The following is a 16,121-nucleotide window of genomic DNA, read 5'->3' on the forward strand; positions in this document are numbered from 1 at the left end:
GTTACAAGGAATAGGAGCTATCATATGCCCCACACCATAGCCTCGTTATTTGACGCCATGTGGCAGGACTATATCGTTCAATGCCCGAGTGCCGACAAAATTCACCAGTTGCTTGAACATGACGGTGAGATCATCAATGACCATGTTGCCTTTCGTACCTTCAATCTACCCGAGGTAGGTCTTGATAAGCTGGCTCAGCACTTCATCGCCTTGGGGTATGAAGCCAAGGGTGAGTACGCATTCAAACAGAAGAAGTTGTTTGCGCGTCACTTCGAGCACCCGTCGCCGACAGCTCCAAAAGTGTTTATCTCAGAGTTGCTGCTAGAACAGTGCAGTGATTCATTACAACAAGTGGCTAAATCATTGGTAGCCCAGCTCAAGGTCGATGCCGTCGCAGATAAAGACTTCCTCTACAGCGGTCAGCAATGGCAAGTTTCCACCGCGACCTACCAAGCGTTGCAGCAAGAGAGTGAATACGCCGCTTGGCTAGCCGCTTTTGGTTATCGTGCCAATCATTTCACAGTGAATGTTAACCAGTTACCTCAATTCTCCCACCTGGGCGACGTAAACACCGCGCTAAAGCAAGCGGGCTTCCCTCTTAATCAAGCAGGAGGGGAGATCAAAGGATCGCCGCAGGTGCTATTAGAGCAGTCCTCGACCCTAGCGGATAAGATCAATGTGAATTTTGTCGATGGCGTATTACAGATCCCAGCCTGTTTCTATGAGTTTGCTCAGCGCTACCCAATGGCTGATGGCAACCTCTACAGTGGTTTTGTCGCGGCTTCTGCAGATAAGATTTTCGAATCAACCGACGCTCGTTAAGCAGTAAACGGTAGGCACAAAAAAAGCACCCTAAGGTGCTTTTTTGTTATGCGGCAATCGCTTAACGAGTGCCGTATACCACGATGGTTTTACCATGGGCTTGGATCAGGTTCTGCTCTTCCAGCATCTTCAAGATGCGGCCCACAGTTTCGCGGGAACAGCCAACAATCTGACCAATCTCTTGACGAGTGATCTTAATCTGCATGCCATCTGGGTGAGTCATCGCATCCGGCTGGCGAGCCAAGCTCAGCAGCGTTTGAGCGATACGGCCAGCTACATCCAAGAATGCCAAATCGCCTACTTTTTGGGAAGTAGACTGCAGACGGTTAGCCATCTGTGAAGAAAGCTTCATCAGGATGTCAGGGTTAACCTGGATCAACTGACGGAATTTCTTGTAAGAGATTTCAGCAATTTCACAAGGTGACTTAGCACGTACCCATGCGGTACGTTCTGGTTGCTCTTCAAACAAGCCCAGTTCGCCAATGAAATCACCTTGGTTAAGGTAGGAAAGAATCATCTCCTTGCCTTCTTCATCCTTGATCAGTACTGCTACCGAACCCTTTACGATGTAGTACAGCGTATCCGATTCTTCACCAGCATGGATCAATGTGCTCTTTGCTGGGTACTTGTGGATGTGGCAGTGAGACAGGAACCATTCCAGTGTTGGATCTGGCTTCGGCTTACCAATAAGCGCCATAATAAATATTCCTTTCGGTTCGAGTCGGTTGAAACATAATTCAAAAAATTCTACAGGCAAATGTTAATACGGTAAAGCGAATGACACTTTGAACCTGTTCAAATTTTTATCAAAGTTTGGCCTATTCTGTCATATCTTGCAGTAATGTGACCTACGTGTTGGCCACTATTACTCCTTGGGCTGGATATTGGTTGCTTGGCCAGCCAATAAACATTGCTGCCTTGTCTCTTTAAGCTTACGGATCAGTGGTGTGAGGATCAGTTCCATCGCTAATGCCATCTTCCCGCCCGGCACAACTAACGTATCCACGCGCGACATAAAACTACCACTGATCATCTGTAGGTAATACGTAAAATTAACATCTTTTACTCCACGGAAGCGGATAACCACAAAGCTCTCATCCAAGCTAGGAATCGCTTTAGCCGAAAATGGATTAGAGGTGTCTACCGTCGGTACTCGTTGGAAATTAATGTGGGTTCGGGAAAACTGCGGTGTCATATGTTCGATGTAGTCATCCATAGAACGTACAATTGAGTCCATCACCTTTGCACGGCTATGGCCGCGTTCATTGGTGTCACGAACAATTTTTTGAATCCACTCAAGGTTGACGATAGGTACCATCCCTATCAACAGGTCAGCATGACTGGCCACATCGCACTGTTCAGTAACGACGGCACCATGCAACCCCTCGTAATAAAGCAGCTCGCTGTCATCTGGCAAGGGTTGATAAGGAGTGAAAGTGCCTGGCATTTGATTGAATGGGACTGCTTCGTCAAAGGTGTGTAGATAGCGTCGAAGTTGTCCTTGCCCGTCTTCACCATATTGTTTGAAGAACGCTTCCAACGATTGAAAGTCATTGGCCTCTGGACCGAAGTAGCTGATCGCCCGCCGCTCCTCTTTAGCTTTACGAATAGCCACTTCCATTTCCACACGGGTATAGCGATGAAAGCTATCGCCTTCGACTAATGAGGCATTAATACTCAGCTGGCGAAAGATATGTTTGAACGCAGTCGTAGTAGTTGTGGTACCAGCTCCTGAAGAGCCGGTCACCGCAATAATTGGGTGTTTAGCTGACATAATCCCTCTGTCGTAGTCGCATCCGTAAATTCAATCTTAACGAGCGATATCTTCTGCTCGCCGCACCGTTATGCTTTCATCTTCCTCACTAAACTCAACTACCAACTCAGCCCGCGCTAGTGCACTTCGAGCAGCAGTAATGGCACGACTCAAACCTTCAGCATCGGTCTGTTCAAAACCTTCGTCACTTACCTGCGTTAACAGAAACTCGCGCAGCAAATTGTCGATGGTATCCGCATCTATGGCTGACACTAACGTCGCGTAGTCGATCAACATGGCCTATTTCACTACTTAAAACAAAGCACTATTGTCGCTTTCCTACTACCAAAGCGCTAGCAAAAACCCGAGTCGATGGCGAACCGATACTGCTCAAAGGCTAAAAACGAACGCTAAGTTTAGTTAGGCTGAACGGCATTGTTATTAAAAAAATCAAATAGTCGCTGTTCAAGATAGAACTTAGGTGCCCATGGCCAACCGCCAGCAATGAAGCCAACATGCCCGCCGTAGGGATGCAACTCCATCGTTACCGCTGGGGCGATCTGCTCTGGCACCACAGCCTCGGTCATAAACGGATCATCCAAGGCGTGCAACAACAGAGTCGGCGTTTCAATCTGTGCGATGTAAGGTTTGCCGCTCGCACGACGATAGTAATCAGGCGCATCGTCAAAACCGTTTGTTGGGGCAGTAACGACATCGTCAAATTGATAAAAAGTGTTAAGGCTGGTTACCGGTTGCGGCAACGTAAATTGGGGAAACATCGCCAGTTTTTGTTCGGTTTTTTGCTGCATCTGCTTCAACAGTCGACGTTGATAAATCCGCGAAAAACCCGCTTCCATTCTTTTAGCGCAAGCTGCCAACTCAAGCGGTGCTGAAACCACCGCCGCTCGCTCAAGGCCACTGCTAGTAGCGGTTTCGCCTAGGTACTTCGCCAATTGATTACCGCCCAAAGAGTAACCAACAGCCCATAGTGGCGATTGCGGATAATGTTGTTGTAACGTCGCCACTACGGCAGCAATATCATCACTGGCACCACTGTGATAACTGCGCAGCAATCGGTTCATTTCACCGGAACAGGAGCGTTGGTGCATCACCACGACAGCTTGGCCAACGTGCTGTGCCTGCAACAGCATGCGGCGGATGTAATGAGAGTCAGCGTTGCCCTCTAAACCATGTATTAACAACAAAATAGGTTGCTGCTGTTCTGGTCGGATGAGCCAATCTAAATCTAAAAAATCACCATCCGCCAACTCGAGGCGTTGCCGTGTAAGCCTTGGGGCACGGCGAGGTCGGCAAACTAACGGCCAGATAGTTTGCAGATGGGGGTTACGCCAAAACCGGTTCGGATAAAATTCATTCACTAGATCCATATTGAAACAGCCGTTTGAAAAATGGTACCACTGTAAGTCAATTTTTGGACAACACCAAGGTGCCGTCATGGATAGACGTACATTCCTATATGGTTCGCTCGCTGGAGTGGCCGCCGTGACCGTTGGGATCTCGGTGGTGCCAACGGCAGCGCCAAACTCGACCCTTACCGATCAGCAAAGTTGGATTATTCAGGCCTTGGTTCCGGTGGTTTTGGCCGGTACCCAATCGCCACAACAACTGCAACAGTTGGCCCCACGGTTAGTCGAGGCTATCAGCCAAACCATCCAGACGTTGCCGCCCAATACCCGGGCGCAACTAGACGAACTGCTGGGGTTGTTAGATAACCGCGTCGCGCTGCTAGCATTAACCGGTTCGACCGTGCCATTGGCGCAGCGACAACCGCAACAACTAACACAGATACTCAACCAATGGCGGCACCACTTCCTAGATACCATCAAGTTAGCTTATGTCGGTTTAAAAGAACCAATTTTTGCCGCTTACTGGGGTGACCCATCCCATTGGAGCGAGTTTAATTACCAAGCGCCGTCAATGGGATCGTCGTCATGATAAGTGATCCAATTAAACTTGGCCTAGCGGCGGGATGGCAACACATAAATGGCGCCCAACTGGCCGCAGACCTACAACTGCAAGCCGATGTGGTAGTGATAGGCAGCGGTGCCGGTGGCGGTACCAGTGCACAGATCTTGGCAGAAGCCGGCTTTAAGGTAATCATCATTGAAGCGGGGCCGCTAAAATCCTCATCGGACTTTAAGATGCAGGAAAAGATCGCCTACCCAGATCTGTATCAGCAGTCTGCCGCAATGAAGACTAAAGATGGTGCTATTGCGATGCTACAGGGGCGCTGTGTTGGCGGCTCAACCACGGTCAACTGGACCACCTCAATTCGCACCCCAGAGCCAACACTCACCCACTGGCAACAGCATTTTGGCTTAACTGAACTTACCCGCCAAGAACTAGACCCCTGGTTTGAGCAAACCGATAAAGCATTAAATATCCATCAATGGCAAATGAGTCCCAATCAATCCAATGATGTATTGGCACAGGGCTGCCAACAGCTTGGTTGGGATCACACCGTGATCGAACGCAATGTTAACGGCTGTGCCAATTTGGGTTACTGCGGCATGGGCTGCCCCATCAATGCTAAACAATCGATGTTGGTCACTACTGTGCCCGCCGCTCTCAACGCCGGCGCAACTCTACTGAGCTATACCGAGGCATGGCAACTACAGCACAGCGACAATAAGGTCACCGTTATACTCTGTCGTACCCGCGACACCAACCATCAACGGCGTGATATCAACATCTCGATCAGCGCCAAGCACTTTGTGCTCTGTGGCGGCGCTCTGCATAGCCCGGCACTACTGCTGCGCTCCAAGGTGCCAGATCCACATCAACTTATCGGTAGGCGAACTTTTCTTCACCCGGTGCTAATCAACATCAGTGAGTTTGACCGTACCATCGCGGCCCACAGTGGCGCACCACAATCGATCTACAGTGACCAATTTTTATGGCCGACAGAAGATGAGCAGCGCTTAGGTTATAAAATGGAAGCGGCACCACTGCATCCTATTTTGTTAGCAACCAAGTTGCCGCTGCTGGGGGAGCAACATGCCGAGTTAATGCAATCATTCCAGCACCTACAGATGACGATTGCCCTGCTCCGAGACGGCTTCGGACCAAACAGTCCTGGGGGGACAGTTGAACTCGATAAATTTGGCGACCCACTGCTCGATTATCCGCTTAATGAGCTGTTCTGGAAAAGCGCACGACACAGCGCGATTCACATGGCTAAACTGCAATTTGCTGCAGGCGCTAAACGGGTAGCACTGGCACATGATCCGTTAGTTTGGGTTAATAGCGTGGAGGAAGCTGAGCTGGCCTTTAACGAATTAACACTGCAAAAATACCAAACCATAGTGTCCAGCGCTCACATCATGGGTGGATGTGGCATGGGGGCCAGTCCGGAGCTTGGGGTAGTAAATGCTAACGGCGAACACCACCAGCTTGAGAACTTATCCATATTTGATGGCTCAGTATTGCCAACCAGCTTGGGCGCTAACCCACAAGTTACCCTATACGGGTTAGCGCGGCGCAATTGCACCAAGCTACTGCAACGGCTATCACAACAAGCCTAAAGCAAAAAGGGTAGCCAAATGGCTACCCTTTTTCTTGAGCTTACAAATCGACTGAGCCTATACAAAGCTGCAGCTGCTCAGCTAAATCCGCAGGCAATGGCGTTTCATACCACTGGTGGGCGGCTAACAAGGCGGCTCCGTTGTTACCTGTTGCCTTGGGCGTAATGCCTTTGTATGCACCAACAATCAACTTCTGGCTGTGACGCTCCAATATAAGCTCTACCTCCAGCATCCGCCGATAGTCAGTTTCAACAAGATGTTTTTTGGCTAAGCGGCGGAGCTCTCGATATGGCGATAGAACCTCAGTTGCAAACGGCTGCTGCGCTAAAGCGATCTGTTTAAAGTCATCGCTGTCGACAAATTGCCCCTTCGAGCTAAGAAAGATGGCCAACAACAATAGGTTGGGTTCCAATTGATGTTCATCCTGTAGGCGCAACGCCAAAGCTCGTAAGGTTTTGTTATGCCACTGACTATCACCAAACGCCACAAAACCTTGCAGATCGATACTGGGCTCTACGCCATCAGCTGTTCGATCTGATCCTGCAACTCTAACCATTCCATCTCCAACTCTTCCTGAGTACCTTGCAGATCACCGCGACGCTTTAACAGTTCGGTGAGCCTATCCTTTTGATCAGTTTGATAGATTTCACTTTCGCCCAATAAGGTTTCAATCTCATCCAGTTCAGTCTGTGCTTGAGACATCCCTTTGTCTATGCGCTCTTGTCGCTTTTTCAATGGAGAGATCAGCTTGCGTAACTCAGCTTGTTGGCGTTTCTCTGCTTTGCGATCGACCACTGCAACACTCGCCGACTCTTTAGCCGTTCCAGCACCTTGCTGCTGCAGCAGCCATTGATGGTAGTCCTCTAAATCGCCATTAAAGTTATCCACTCGACGGCTATCAACCAGATAAAAATCACTGCAGGTAGCGCGCAACAAGTGACGATCGTGCGACACCACGACCAACGCTCCTTCGAAGTCCTGCAACGCCATGGTCAGTGTATGACGCATCTCTAAATCGAGGTGGTTAGTCGGCTCATCAAGCAACAGCAGGTTTGGCTTTTGCCACACCAGTAAAGCCAATACTAGCCGCGCCTTTTCACCACCGGAAAATGGCCGTACCGGTGCCAGAGCTCGGTCACCAGCGAAGCCATAGCCACCAAGGAAATTGCGCAACTCTTGTTCTTTCGCTTCTGGAGCCAATCGCACTAGATGATCCAGTGGCGAGTCGTCCAAGCGCAATAACTCAAGCTGATGCTGAGCAAAGTAACCAATCTTCACCCCTTGGGCCAACTTGAGCTCACCGGCTTGTGGCGTTAGGTCGCCGGATAGCATCTTAATTAGGGTCGACTTACCAGCACCATTACGACCCAGTAAACCAATACGGCTGCCAGGCACCAAGTTGAGCTTAATCTGCTCTAGCACTACATGGTCACCGTAGCCCCCTTGTACCTTGTCCATCTGCAATAACGGCGATGGCAATGCCGCAGGTTGACGGAAGGCCATATGGAATACCGAGTCCGCGTGCCCTGGGGCGGAGAGTGTTAGCTTCTCCAGCGCCTTAATACGGCTTTGCGCTTGCTTGGCTTTACTGGCCTTGGCTCGAAAGCGATCAACAAAGCTCTGCATGTGCGCCTTTTCACGCTGCTGCTTATCAAAAGCTGCCTGCTGCTGAGCCAAACGCTCGGCTCGCTGCCGTTCAAACTGACTGTAGTTGCCTTGATAATGGTTAAGCTGCAGTTGATCTAAGTGAACAATCTCATTGACTACCTCATCGAGAAAATCGCGATCGTGACTGATCAATAGCAAGGTGCCCTGATAGCGTTTCAACCATTGCTCTAGCCAGATAAGGGTATCTAAATCGAGGTGGTTAGTCGGCTCATCCAACAACAACAGATCCGATGGGATCAACAGTGCCCGAGCCAAGTTAAGTCGCATCCGCCAGCCACCGGAGAATGAACGTACCGGACGCCCTTGGGCCTCCTGTTCAAAGCCTAGGCCATTAAGCAGCTCTGCTGCTGTCGCCCCAACCTGATAGCCGTGGTATGCCTCAAACGCTTCATGGGCATGGCCAATACGGTCACCGTTGCCATCTTCTTGGGCATCGTGCAGTTCCTGCTCTAGCTGACGATAACGGCTGTCACCATCCAGCACGTAATCTATGGCGCTGGTATCTAGCCCTGGAGTTTCCTGTGCCACTGACGCCATTCGCCAATCTTTCGGCAACTGACAATTACCGGCATCGACGCCATATTCACCCTGAAGCAAGGCAAATAGGCTTGATTTACCCGCGCCATTGGCGCCAACTAAGGCCACTTTGTGGCCTGGAAATACAGTCAAACTGGCGTTATCGAGCAATCGCTTACCGCCACGGATGAGTTGCACGTTATCCAGGGTTATCATAGGAAACATCTAATTGGGAAAAGTGGCCGGATAATAGCGGATTTCGGCTCAACAAGGGAGTGGTACTACCATGCGTAAACGCTTTATTGCTGGTGCAACCTGTCCAAAGTGCAGTGATCAGGACAGTATTATGCTGTTTATCGAGAGTGGCGTTGAGGTGATGGAGTGTGTTAGCTGCGGCTACCGCAAGCACCAAGGATCCGAAGCTGCAGAGCAGCAAGCCAGTGGCGACGTTATCGGGGTATTCAAACCCGAGTAACTCACTAGAACAACAAAAGGGGCCAACGGCCCCTTTTGTTTTTGCAGTATGTTACATACCAAACAGCGATTTAGACTTCTGCTTACGCAGCTGTTTCTCATCAGCCCACTCAATCAGGCCAGAGTCGAGATCCATTAAACGCATGGTCATCTTATAGTAAACATCTTTGGTTGAGCCATCTTGCTTAACGATGCTCGAAAGGTTGCCGTATAACATGTATTGAGCACCAACTTGGCGACCAAATTGAATCGCTTTGCTTGGATCAACCAAACCGGAGTGGTTTTGGTAATCCAGCTGTTTCCGAACCGCATCAACCTTGGTCATGTCGATAAAGCGGAACTTACCGCTGCGCAACAACTGCGTGCTGATGGTATCGGTGATGGATTCGGTATCGATGTGCTCAGAGGTTTTATTGGTCACACGATCAACAAACAGAATCGGGCGGCTGTCATTGGTGAGCATCATCACTGACGGAGTAGTCAACATTGAATCAACCATTTTGCTAGCGACCGCTTGCAGGTCGCTGGACCCAAAGCTGACATCAACGGTTTCCACTTCAGTTGCGTCGCGGTATTCCACTTTTGAGGCACAGCCAGTTAACGCAACCGCCAGCGCCAGCCCTAACATCAATCTCATCTTACTCATCGGACGGGTCCTTCTGCTAAATTAGTTAAATCAAATCAATTGTGAATGGATTTGAGTGCGAGCGCCACTATTGGCAACCCATACTACTGTGGTTCGCCCTGCCATAACCTTAATGGTGGCACTTTGACTGCCAACATTGAGTTGATGTTCACCGGCAGCGTAAGCCCCTTGCCAAGCCAAACCTTGTTGAGGCAGCGATAACCAACTGCGACGATCCGCTTGTTCGGTTACCGCATTAAAAATTTGCATCGCAATGCTACCTATATCACCGCCAGCGCTCTCAGCCCATTTATTGCTATTGTGCTTGGTGACTGCACGGAGTGTTTGTCGTGCCAAAATGAACGGATATTGCTCACGCAATGACCGCGCCGCTAACTGGTCCAGTCGCACTAAAGGCGTTAACGCCAGTGGTTGCTGTCCTAAACTCACTTGCGGCGGTGCCGTTACCTGCGCTTGATAATAGTAAGGCATCGCAATCTGTTGATAGTTTCCGTCCCAGCTAAACGGTAACCAAAAGGTCTGCCTAGCGGAGATCTGGCCAGACTCCATCAATACCACCACTTGCCCTGCCTTGTTATCAGCCGGTGCAAGTTCGCCATAGCGCTGCTGTGCCTGGTCACAGTCAATCCGAACTACACAGGACAACCGCACAAACTCCCGTTGCAGCAGTGGATTTTCTGGTTGAAGCTGCAGCGCCTTACGCACATCGATAAGTGCATCATTCTCCTTTCCTGCAGCCGCATACAAGGTTGCATTGGAGTAGAGCACGTAAGGGTTAATAAACGAATCAGGGGCGTTACCAGCGGCCCGATCCAGCTCTGCCAGATCAGAATCAACATAACCACCGTCAAAGGCTTGGTTAGATTGCAACGCATCAGCATAAGCTTTCTGCGCTTGGTCTTGAGCTTGAGTCGCCAGTCGTACTTCAACCAGCGCATCATCGAGCTTGCCTTGCCACAAGTAGTTGAGAGACTGCTGTTGATGCAGCATCACCCGCTCGTAGGCTTGACCTCGGTATGGAATAAGATTATCGGAGATGGTCGAACCGGCAACCTGACTGCTGATATCCGTTAACGAGAACACCGCCTTCCAATCGTATTGCTGATAACTTTGCTCAGCTTGGTGATAGAAATCGATACTGGCGGTAACGTCACCGCCTAACGAGGCTATTCGCCCGGACTCTTGTGCATACAATAGTTTGTCGTTGCCGTTGAGCCCTTGTGACAACTGCTCTAATGCCGCATTGGGATCGGCGTCTGCGTTGGCAGCCACCTTGGCGTATCGACTAGGGTAAGACAGCAGTAAGCTACTATTAGCACAGCCACAGAGCAGCACCGCCAATAGCGTTACTGTCCACCATTGTCGACACCGTCGTCCCATCACCGACACTGCTGCTCCCATACGGTTCCCGCAATCAAATCACGGCGCGACTCAACTTTATCAACAAAGGTTTTGCCGTCAAGATGATCCAGTTCATGCTGAGCAATACGAGCTACAAAACCGCTAAGCTGAATACTGTGGCTATTGCCATTGAGGTCTTGGTAGGCAATGCCAACATCGCAAAAACGACAGACACGACCGCGGATCCCCGGTACCGATAAACAGCCCTCCCACCCCAGCTGCTTAGTACTACCATGGGTAAGCATTTCTGGGTTAACCAACACCAATGGCTCCATATGCGGTGCATCTGGATAGCGTTCACTCGGGCGCGAGGCGATGATCATCACCCGTTGGCTTTCAAAGATCTGTGGCGCTGCAATACCAACCCCATTGGCATCTTCCATCGCGGTCTGCATTCGCTCCACCAGCTGCTGTAACTCTGGACCGAAATCACGAACATAGGTGGCAACCTCAGCTAATACCGGCTCACCTAGTTGTGCAATGTTATTCAAAGCAGCTCCTATCCTATTAATAGTGTGGCGGTGGCGTGTTGTCATCGCCGTCAGTACTGTTTCCCTGCGGCATCGATTTTACTCGTTCCGCTAACAAGCGAATCTGTTCACCCTGCTTGGCCAACATGCTGTTAAGTTCGACAACGGTATCATTGAGTTGTTCGATAATGCCATCTTGATAGGACACCTTTGTTTCTAGGTCGATCAGGCGTTCATTAATCTCGGTCGTTGTTTGTTCTGCGTTCACTAGTACTACCGTCAATATGGCTTTAGCCGCAAGTTTACCCTGTAATCTGCGTGAGAATCACGTAGGGACGATAAAGCACATCAATTTAGTATCGACAGCTATGGTCAAGTCAGCCCCAAATCCAATTGACTGGGTTACAATAAGGCCTTACCCAACGAGCAAGTTACAGGATCACAATGGAGTTTGAATTTCGCCGCGAGCTTGGCGGCCAAGCTCAACTAGAGCTATCGATGGGCCACGAGGCCATCGCCCGTTTTATTAACGATGAACTGGGTGACAGCCACAGTGTAAAGCAACTGTTGGCCCAGTTAGCACAAGGGGAATTTAGTGCACACAAGCCATTTACCTTCGAGGGGCGCGAGCAAACCTTAGTTATTCTCGACGGCGAGGTTGAGGTGAAGGATCATCGCTTGCATCAACATGAGGAGCTAGATGACCCCGACCTATCGCTTTATGACGCGGAAAGCGAAGCCTGCTGCGGTTTAGATGATTTTGAACACCTGCTTCACAGCTGGCTTGAGTTTCTAGGCGGCCGTTAATCCTGTGTTGCCATTAACGCTAGCTCTACTCGGCTGCTGCAACCCGTTTTCCGAAGTACATTTTTAACGTGCACCTTAGCGGTACCTTCACTGATAAACAGTGCTTCGCCAATTGCTTTATTGCTTTTACCTAAACCAATTAGCTGGGCAATCTCTTTCTCACGCGGAGTCAGGTCTTGATCCCAGTAGTTGGTTTCCGCTAACTGTTGCTCAATCCTTGGAGTAATGCACTTGTCGCCGTGCATTACCGCGCTAAGCGATTCGAGCAGCTCATCGGGGTCGGTATCTTTTACTAAAAAACCATCGGCTCCGGCTTCCAGTACTGCATTCACTTCGCGAGAGTTATCAGACACGCTGTACACCACAACCTTGACGTCATCGCCACGCTGGCGAATAGCTTGCAGGGTATCCAGACCACTCATCGGCTGCATGTTGAGATCCAACACCACCAGCGCTGGCTTATATTCGTCTAAGCACGCTAACGCTTCTTCACCACTGCTAGCCTGCCATTGCACGTCAAATTTCGCTTCACTGTTAAGCAGCTGAGCAACCCCACGTCGTAGCAACGGGTGATCATCAACAAGAAGCACTGACCAAGTCTCAGTCATGTAAGTTGTCCTCTGAGTCGTTCAATCGCACGATGACACAAACGCCACCGCCTTCATTTAATTCCAGTGAGAGCTCTGCTCCCATTTTACTGGCACGTTCTCGCATAATGCCCAAACCAAAGTGACCAGACACATCTTTGGGAATATCCATCCCTTTGCCATCATCACACACGCTGACACGCCAGCTGGCTCCTTTTGCAACGCCACGAATGGTGATGTTGTCGGCCTCCGCATGTTTAATCGCGTTCACTACCGCTTCTTGTAACAGCTGCAGAAGGTGTACCTGCCGGCTGGCCTCCAATACAATTTTAGGCAAGCGATAATCAAGTTTGAGCTTGGTTTTAGTCCGGGGCTGCAACTGCTCAATCATACTGTTAAGCGCTTGGCGCAGATCGGTCGCCACCAACTTTAAACGGAAGGTGCTGAGCAACTCCCGCAGTTGTTTATAAGCGGCATCAGTCGAGTCCTGCAATGCCGCTGTGGCATCATCAATGGCAGCCTTTTGACCGGAACGATTAGCTCGTTTAAGTAAGCTTATCTGGATCTTCATATAGGCTAGCAACTGCCCTAACGAGTCGTGCAGTTCACGGGCAATAATTGCCCGTTCCTCCATCAAGCCCATCTGCTCGTGCTGGTTGGCGTCTTGTTGGATCCGTAGCGTCTGACTGATCAATAGCGCAAAACTGTGCAACAGCTCTTTATCCACCTTGCCTTCATGACTGACCAGCAACGAACCTTGCACGCCGTGCTGTTCCGGTAACTTTACTTCGTAATTAGCATCTACAGCAGAACCAACCCGCCACTTTATTCGTTGTTCATCACCTAACCACAAGCCTACTGAAGTTGCGCCAATATGCTGTTTGAACGCATCGAGGCCAATCTCAATCAGCTCGGTCTTTTGCGGTTGCGCATGCAACGTAAACGAAGTGTCGTATAAGAAGGTTAGATTCAGGTGCGCCTGCCGAAGTGCAATATCCTGCGCTTCAACTCGATTGGCTAAGCGTTGGTACAACGTATTCAGTTGATGACTGGCACTTGCCATCGAATCACCTAACGTGGAGAGCTCCCGAAACCGCGAAGCCGGGTTAATGACGTTGAAGTCACCTGAAGCCATCAGTTCAGCATTATCTTCAAGCTGCGCCAGTGGCTGGATAACTTGGCGTCGAATATAGATAAACGCTAGTAGCGTTAAACCGCCAATCAACACCATCGCTGCGATTTGACAGATTAATAACATCAATAGTTTTTGCCGGGAGAAATTCTCCAGTTCGCGCACAAAGGCATCGATTTCCTCGACAAACGGCTGCACCTCATTGACGTAGCGATTAATGTCCCCCTTCTCGATAAGGCCACGCATGCTGTCCCAACGGTTCTCAACCAAGCGGAATCGCTGCTCCAACTCATCAGGGCTTAAACCTTGCTCGGCAAGATTACCTTCTAGGGCGTGCAGCACTAGCTCAAACTGATCCAATTTAAAGGGCAACTTAGTTGGAGTGGTAGTTGCAACGAATACCAGCTGATAGGAACGCATGCGCAATGAACCTGCGTAGTTAATCGCTCGCCCGTCGCCGATGCTGTATATAGCGGTAATAAGGCCAACGCTGGCTTGGACGGTGACACAAAGCATCACTACTGCAATCGTGACCGCAACACTGCGCCCGAGGGATAACTTATTGGCCATGAAAATGCTCGTATGAAAGGAACGTTTATTGTGCCGCGACTGATGTGGCATAACCAGCAAAATTAGGCCTATTTGTGATCTAAAAGCGCGTGTGTGCGGGTGATTTTTGCACTAACTTTATAGAGGATGTACTCCTACTAAATTTAAGGATTAATAATGAGGACTATGGTTTCTAAGACCGCCTGCGTGTTGATGGCTGCAATTGCATCCATCTCCTTCAGTGCAGGAGCAGCGCAAATCACCGAGGCGGACAACAGCAAGTTTTCACGCTTTAAAAAGCAGCATGAGTCATGGATGAAGACCAGCGAAAGTGACGAGGTTGAGGATGCCCTAGCCGGTGATCCTAATCTGGTTGTGCTTTGGGCCGGTTATGGTTTTTCCAAAGACTATAACAAGGCACGTGGGCACCACTACGCCATTACCGACATTCGCAATACTTTGCGAACCGGCGGTCCAACCGGCCCAGAAGATGGACCGATGCCAATGGCTTGTTGGTCATGTAAGTCTCCCGATGTGCCACGCTATATAGAAACCAATGGCGAGAAAGAGTATTTCACTGGTAAGTGGGCTAAAGGTGGCGACGAGATCAATAACCAAATTGGTTGCGGCAACTGCCACGACAATAACGCTCGACTGCGGATGAGTGTGCCTTTCGCTATACGTGCCATGGATACCATCGGCTGGAATTGGAAAGAAGCCACTAAGTCACAAAAACAGACCATGGTCTGTTCTCAATGTCACGTTGAATACTACTTCGAAAAGAGCAACAAATTCGTTAAATTCCCATGGGATATGGGCACCGATGCACTGCAGATCGAGAAGTACTACGACAGCATTCAGTTCTCAGACTGGACCCACGGGATCTCTAAGGCACCGATGCTGAAAGCCCAGCATCCGGGCTTTGAAACCACGACCTCCGGTACCCATGGGCGCAATAACGTCTCCTGTACGGACTGTCACATGCCGCGAGTCACTAACGCCGAGGGGCGCAAGTTTACCGATCACAACGTTGGTAACCCATTTGACCAGTTCGAATTCACTTGTGCTCGCTGTCACGATCAGAGCAAAGAGGATCTCGAAAAAGTAGTTCATGGTTATAAGGAGATGGTGAACGAAGCTAAGCTTAATGCCGAGAAACAATTGGTACACGCGCACTTTGAGGCCAAAGCCGCTTGGGATGCTGGTGCAACCGAAGCGGAAATGAAAGAGGTGCTGACCGCCATTCGCCACAGCCAATGGCGTTGGGATATGGCTATCGCTTCCCACGGAATCCATATGCACAACCCAGCCGAAGCTCTGCGCTTATTGGCCAGCTCACTTGAGCGTAGTGCTGATGCCCGAGCCGCTTTGGCGCGAGTATTGGCTAAGCATGGTTACACCGACGTGGTTGCCATTCCTGATATCTCCACCAAAGCCGCAGCGCAAGCTGCCGTTGGTTGGGATATGGAGAAACTGGAAGCAGAGAAAGCAAAATTCCTAGAAACATTGGCGCCTAAGTGGGACGAAAGTTACAACAACAAGTACGGCAGCTCTCCTGAGTAACCGTTAACTTGGTTCGATTATCAAGGCAGCCTATGGCTGCCTTTTTTATGGCTGTGTCGTAGTTAGCTGTTGAAGTTTATCTTAAGCCTTCGGCTTCATCGATTTCGGTGCTTTAGGGGAGGATGTCGCGGTGGCGACGGCACATTCTTGTATGCATTAGGGGGGAGCTCCGCCCCCTTTGGAATCCC

The 16,121-nt window shown here is 50.0% G+C and carries 18 protein-coding genes; 6 read left to right on the forward strand and 12 right to left on the reverse strand.

The features are described 5' to 3' along the window. The first annotated feature begins 24 nt into the window (after positions 1 to 24). Positions 25 to 822: a DUF1338 domain-containing protein gene (locus HER31_RS13590; RefSeq protein WP_168661215.1), complete on the forward strand. Its 798-nt coding sequence runs from the start codon at positions 25 to 27 to the stop codon at positions 820 to 822. 61 nt (positions 823 to 883) lie between these two features. Here HER31_RS13590 and crp read toward each other — a convergent pair whose 3' ends face one another. The 4 genes from crp to HER31_RS13610 form a co-directional block, all read right to left on the reverse strand. Next, positions 884 to 1,519: a cAMP-activated global transcriptional regulator CRP gene (crp, locus tag HER31_RS13595; RefSeq protein ID WP_028115681.1), complete on the reverse strand. Its 636-nt coding sequence runs from the start codon at positions 1,517 to 1,519 to the stop codon at positions 884 to 886. A gap of 168 nt (positions 1,520 to 1,687) precedes the next feature. Continuing rightward, the gene (locus HER31_RS13600) at positions 1,688 to 2,596 is read right to left on the reverse strand and encodes a phosphoribulokinase (protein WP_168661217.1); all 909 of its coding nucleotides are present in this window, start codon (positions 2,594 to 2,596) and stop codon (positions 1,688 to 1,690) included. Positions 2,597 to 2,632: 36 nt separating this feature from the next. After that, entirely contained in the window at positions 2,633 to 2,872 is a 240-nt protein-coding gene (locus HER31_RS13605; RefSeq protein ID WP_168661219.1) for a YheU family protein, read from the reverse strand. Between the two features lie 119 nt (positions 2,873 to 2,991). Further along, positions 2,992 to 3,963 carry a hydrolase gene (locus tag HER31_RS13610; RefSeq protein WP_168661221.1) on the reverse strand — a complete coding sequence of 324 codons (972 nt, stop codon included), beginning with the start codon at positions 3,961 to 3,963 and terminating at the stop codon, positions 2,992 to 2,994. 67 nt (positions 3,964 to 4,030) lie between these two features. On the opposite strand from HER31_RS13610, the gene HER31_RS13615 reads away from it, so the two are divergent. Then, entirely contained in the window at positions 4,031 to 4,531 is a 501-nt protein-coding gene (locus tag HER31_RS13615; protein WP_168661223.1) for a twin-arginine translocation signal domain-containing protein, read from the forward strand. Continuing rightward, positions 4,528 to 6,120, forward strand: coding sequence for a GMC family oxidoreductase (locus HER31_RS13620; RefSeq protein ID WP_168661225.1), 1,593 nt, complete (start codon positions 4,528 to 4,530; stop codon positions 6,118 to 6,120). Before HER31_RS13615 ends, HER31_RS13620 begins: the two co-directional genes overlap by 4 nt. Positions 6,121 to 6,160: 40 nt before the next feature. Here the strand turns inward: HER31_RS13620 and HER31_RS13625 are convergent, their stop codons facing one another. Both HER31_RS13625 and HER31_RS13630 read right to left on the reverse strand, forming a co-directional pair. Next, positions 6,161 to 6,676: a DUF2390 domain-containing protein gene (locus tag HER31_RS13625; RefSeq protein WP_168661227.1), complete on the reverse strand. Its 516-nt coding sequence runs from the start codon at positions 6,674 to 6,676 to the stop codon at positions 6,161 to 6,163. Next, positions 6,634 to 8,520, reverse strand: coding sequence for an ATP-binding cassette domain-containing protein (locus HER31_RS13630; RefSeq protein ID WP_168661229.1), 1,887 nt, complete (start codon positions 8,518 to 8,520; stop codon positions 6,634 to 6,636). Before HER31_RS13630 ends, HER31_RS13625 begins: the two co-directional genes overlap by 43 nt. A 70-nt stretch (positions 8,521 to 8,590) precedes the next feature. Between HER31_RS13630 and HER31_RS13635 the strand changes: the two genes are divergently transcribed. Next, positions 8,591 to 8,779 (forward strand): YheV family putative zinc ribbon protein, encoded by a 189-nt coding sequence (locus tag HER31_RS13635; protein WP_168661231.1) that lies wholly within the window; start codon positions 8,591 to 8,593, stop codon positions 8,777 to 8,779. Between the two features lie 51 nt (positions 8,780 to 8,830). Here HER31_RS13635 and lpoB read toward each other — a convergent pair whose 3' ends face one another. The 4 genes from lpoB to HER31_RS13655 are packed head-to-tail and all read right to left on the reverse strand — an operon-like array spanning position 8,831 to position 11,563. Next, entirely contained in the window at positions 8,831 to 9,424 is a 594-nt protein-coding gene (lpoB, locus tag HER31_RS13640; RefSeq protein WP_168661233.1) for a penicillin-binding protein activator LpoB, read from the reverse strand. Positions 9,425 to 9,454: 30 nt separating this feature from the next. Continuing rightward, the gene (locus tag HER31_RS13645; RefSeq protein WP_168661235.1) at positions 9,455 to 10,825 is read right to left on the reverse strand and encodes a COG3014 family protein; all 1,371 of its coding nucleotides are present in this window, start codon (positions 10,823 to 10,825) and stop codon (positions 9,455 to 9,457) included. Then, a complete protein-coding gene (gene def / locus HER31_RS13650; protein ID WP_238786832.1) occupies positions 10,804 to 11,316 on the reverse strand; it encodes a peptide deformylase in 513 nt (170 codons plus the stop codon). Before def ends, HER31_RS13645 begins: the two co-directional genes overlap by 22 nt. A 16-nt stretch (positions 11,317 to 11,332) precedes the next feature. Beyond that, positions 11,333 to 11,563: a SlyX family protein gene (locus tag HER31_RS13655; protein WP_168661239.1), complete on the reverse strand. Its 231-nt coding sequence runs from the start codon at positions 11,561 to 11,563 to the stop codon at positions 11,333 to 11,335. Between the two features lie 176 nt (positions 11,564 to 11,739). Between HER31_RS13655 and HER31_RS13660 the strand changes: the two genes are divergently transcribed. Continuing rightward, positions 11,740 to 12,102, forward strand: coding sequence for a YacL family protein (locus HER31_RS13660; protein WP_168661241.1), 363 nt, complete (start codon positions 11,740 to 11,742; stop codon positions 12,100 to 12,102). On the opposite strand, the gene HER31_RS13665 is transcribed toward HER31_RS13660, so the two are convergent. Together HER31_RS13665 and HER31_RS13670 are read right to left on the reverse strand one after the other, a co-directional pair. Then, positions 12,099 to 12,710 carry a response regulator gene (locus tag HER31_RS13665; RefSeq protein ID WP_168661243.1) on the reverse strand — a complete coding sequence of 204 codons (612 nt, stop codon included), beginning with the start codon at positions 12,708 to 12,710 and terminating at the stop codon, positions 12,099 to 12,101. The two genes, HER31_RS13660 and HER31_RS13665, sit on opposite strands and share 4 nt — an antisense overlap. Next, a complete protein-coding gene (locus tag HER31_RS13670; protein WP_168661245.1) occupies positions 12,703 to 14,391 on the reverse strand; it encodes a histidine kinase in 1,689 nt (562 codons plus the stop codon). Before HER31_RS13670 ends, HER31_RS13665 begins: the two co-directional genes overlap by 8 nt. A gap of 153 nt (positions 14,392 to 14,544) precedes the next feature. Here HER31_RS13670 and nrfA point away from each other — a divergent pair, with 153 nt between their 5' ends. Then, positions 14,545 to 15,933, forward strand: a complete 1,389-nt coding sequence (gene nrfA / locus HER31_RS13675) for an ammonia-forming cytochrome c nitrite reductase (RefSeq protein WP_168663353.1) — start codon at positions 14,545 to 14,547, stop codon at positions 15,931 to 15,933. Positions 15,934 to 16,121: the final 188 nt, after the last annotated feature.

Origin of the sequence: Ferrimonas lipolytica (assembly GCF_012295575.1) — a bacterium.
Lineage (GTDB): Bacteria > Pseudomonadota > Gammaproteobacteria > Enterobacterales > Shewanellaceae > Ferrimonas > Ferrimonas lipolytica.

Coding starts and splice junctions, on each gene's coding strand:
- lpoB (WP_168661233.1), bottom strand. CDS start 9,424: ATGAGTAAGATGAGATTGATGTTAGGGCTGGCGCTGGCGGTTGCGTTA.
- crp (WP_028115681.1), bottom strand. CDS start 1,519: ATGGCGCTTATTGGTAAGCCGAAGCCAGATCCAACACTGGAATGGTTC.
- HER31_RS13610 (WP_168661221.1), bottom strand. CDS start 3,963: ATGGATCTAGTGAATGAATTTTATCCGAACCGGTTTTGGCGTAACCCC.
- HER31_RS13620 (WP_168661225.1), top strand. CDS start 4,528: ATGATAAGTGATCCAATTAAACTTGGCCTAGCGGCGGGATGGCAACAC.
- HER31_RS13590 (WP_168661215.1), top strand. CDS start 25: ATGCCCCACACCATAGCCTCGTTATTTGACGCCATGTGGCAGGACTAT.
- HER31_RS13660 (WP_168661241.1), top strand. CDS start 11,740: ATGGAGTTTGAATTTCGCCGCGAGCTTGGCGGCCAAGCTCAACTAGAG.
- HER31_RS13670 (WP_168661245.1), bottom strand. CDS start 14,391: ATGGCCAATAAGTTATCCCTCGGGCGCAGTGTTGCGGTCACGATTGCA.
- HER31_RS13665 (WP_168661243.1), bottom strand. CDS start 12,710: ATGACTGAGACTTGGTCAGTGCTTCTTGTTGATGATCACCCGTTGCTA.
- HER31_RS13635 (WP_168661231.1), top strand. CDS start 8,591: ATGCGTAAACGCTTTATTGCTGGTGCAACCTGTCCAAAGTGCAGTGAT.
- HER31_RS13615 (WP_168661223.1), top strand. CDS start 4,031: ATGGATAGACGTACATTCCTATATGGTTCGCTCGCTGGAGTGGCCGCC.
- HER31_RS13625 (WP_168661227.1), bottom strand. CDS start 6,676: ATGGTTAGAGTTGCAGGATCAGATCGAACAGCTGATGGCGTAGAGCCC.
- HER31_RS13645 (WP_168661235.1), bottom strand. CDS start 10,825: ATGGGAGCAGCAGTGTCGGTGATGGGACGACGGTGTCGACAATGGTGG.
- HER31_RS13630 (WP_168661229.1), bottom strand. CDS start 8,520: ATGATAACCCTGGATAACGTGCAACTCATCCGTGGCGGTAAGCGATTG.
- HER31_RS13600 (WP_168661217.1), bottom strand. CDS start 2,596: ATGTCAGCTAAACACCCAATTATTGCGGTGACCGGCTCTTCAGGAGCT.
- HER31_RS13605 (WP_168661219.1), bottom strand. CDS start 2,872: ATGTTGATCGACTACGCGACGTTAGTGTCAGCCATAGATGCGGATACC.